The organism is Deltaproteobacteria bacterium, assembly GCA_009929795.1.
GTDB lineage: Bacteria > Desulfobacterota > Desulfovibrionia > Desulfovibrionales > Desulfomicrobiaceae > RZZR01.
Window position 1 is genome coordinate 1 of sequence record RZZR01000277.1, and the last position, 2,254, is coordinate 2,254.

A 2,254-nucleotide genomic window follows, 5' to 3' on the forward strand; every position below is an offset into this window, starting at 1 on the left:
TTCGACATGCCTGGGAACCTGGATGCCGGTGGTCCGAATGCCGTCCAAAAGCCGCGAAGCCAGGTGGAGGACCCCGGGCGTGTTGAGTTCCCGCTGGATGAAGGCCGTGAATGGGCCCAGGGAGATGCGGATGGCGCTGACCAAGAAGTCCCTGGGCCGCATGATGGCCGGCAGTCCCGACGGGGATTCCTGTTGGAAGAGGTTCAGTCCGTGCTTGCCGCGGATGACCATCTCGGCAAAGTTCCGAGGAATTCCGGTCAGTCGGGAGGAGAGAACATAGTGAACATCGTCCAGAGGGATTTCAATGGTCCCGTCCTTCTGGACTTCAAAGTCTTCGGGCATGAGCAGGCGGGTCTGGGCGATAGCGTCCTCGACCTCGGATTTCCCGAGGTGGTCCGAGAGAGGGATGAACAAGCGGCCGATGTCAACGGACCGAGCGCGGGAGAGATCGCGAAGCTCGGCCAGGGATTCGCCGAGGTCCCGGTTCATGGCCGTGATGACGATCTGGAGTTCGATGGTCCGATCGTGATCAGACACATGGGTCTGGTCGCCAGCGAACTGGACATCGATGCCGATGCGGGAGTGCCCGCTCCGGCCGCTTATGGCGCAAAAGGAGTCCAGGGACTTGTGCTCGGCCCGAGCCCGTTCGCCCAAATCGCGGACCAGCCCCCGGAGGGTGTCGCTGGTCTGTTCGAAACGCATGGTGCCAAAGACCTGGGGGGCACCGATCTCCTGGTTGAAGTGGACCTCGCTGGCTTCCACCAGTTGGCCGTCACCGGTGACGAAAGGGGCTTTTTTGACAATGGTCATGGGCAGGGCTCGGTTGAAGATTCCAGGGGGTTTGGCCGATAGAGGCTCAGGATGCCCGTATCCAGTCGGGTGCGTCAAGAACGGAGATCGACACCATCACAGAGTTCCAACAGATCGTGTTTGAGGGCCCAGTGGAGAAGAAAGGCGGCAGCCTCGGAGGCGAGGCCGATACCAGCGAGGCGGTCAAGGAGGGTGGACACGATCACAGGGCGGTGGGCCAAGGTCAGAAGGGGGCGGACTTGGTCGAGATTCAGCCAAGGCTCCAGGCCGGCGTACATGGCGGGGTGGTCCTGGCCCCGGTACACGGCCCGGCCATGATCGGACCATTGCACGATATCGTCGCCGGACAGGGGCTTGGTGGAAAAACCGGCGAAAACCCTCGCGTAATGGACCTGGGAGGGGTGAGGGACGTCGCGCAGGGCATCGGGTTCCGGAACGGGGCAGCGGTTCAGACGGTCCCAGAGGTCAAGGTGCCGGGTAATGATCTGCGGCCAGGCAAAGTCGTCCTGGACCCGTTTTCTGGCCTGGCGGCCAAGTGCCCTGCGCAGGCCCGGATCGGCCACGAGGGCGGCCAGCCAAGAGGCCAGGTGGGAAACGCTGACAACAGTGGCCTGGGCCTGGACGAGGTGATACTGGTTGTCGGGCAGAAGGGGGGCCAGGGCCTCCAGGCCGGGCATGGCCGGTGCGGCCAGGGTGGGGACGAGAAACCCGGTCCGGCCATGATCGACGAGGTCACGGTAGCCGTCGAAGTCCGAGGCCAGAACCGGCAGGCCGGCGGCCCCGGCCTCCAAAAGGGTCAGGCCGAAGGTCTCCTGGAGATTGTCGGCCAGGGAACAGAAGATGTCGACCCCTTGCAAAAGTTCCCTTTTGCCCGTTTCGGACGGTCTGGGAATTATGGTCGCGGTCAGGCCCAGGGAACGGGCCAGGACACGCAGGGTTTCGGGCGTGTCGTCCCTGTCTTCGGTCCATCCGGCGATGACCAGCATGATCTTGCCCGGATCGAGTCCCTGGGCCACGACCCGACGCAGGGCCCGCAGCAGGGGCAGAATATCCATCTTGGAATGGTGGGAAATTCGTCCGAGAACGAGGATGAGGCAGTGTCCCGGCGAAGCACCGAGGGCATCACGAATCCGATCACGGGCCGATGACTCGTCCTGCATCAGGGCGCTGACCGGCAGACCCAGGGGAATATGCTCCACGACCGGGCTTGGCGGACCGGATTCCAATCCATAGCCCTGGCGAAGTTCCTCGAACTGGGTCCGGACGACGTCGACGGCGGCTCGGGAGGTGGCCACGATGCAGTCCCGGGCGGTCGTTCCGTTCCAGAGCTGATGAAGGAAGGCCCGGGCGTAGTCGGCCCGGGACAGGGAGTGCGTGGTGGACGTGATGGGGAAGATGCGACGGCTGAAGCGGTTCCGGACCCGGGCCAGGTCTCCGGGGGCGG

Annotated in this window: 2 protein-coding genes; both read right to left on the reverse strand. The window is 64.1% G+C overall.

The features are described 5' to 3' along the window. Window positions 1–810: Rossmann fold nucleotide-binding protein (locus EOM25_14160; GenBank protein ID NCC26318.1), on the reverse strand; the 810-nt coding region annotated here is incomplete at its 3' end. Between the two features lie 74 nt (window positions 811–884). Next, a partial coding sequence (locus EOM25_14165; protein NCC26319.1) for a glycosyltransferase occupies window positions 885–2,254 on the reverse strand: 1,370 nt, incomplete at its 5' end.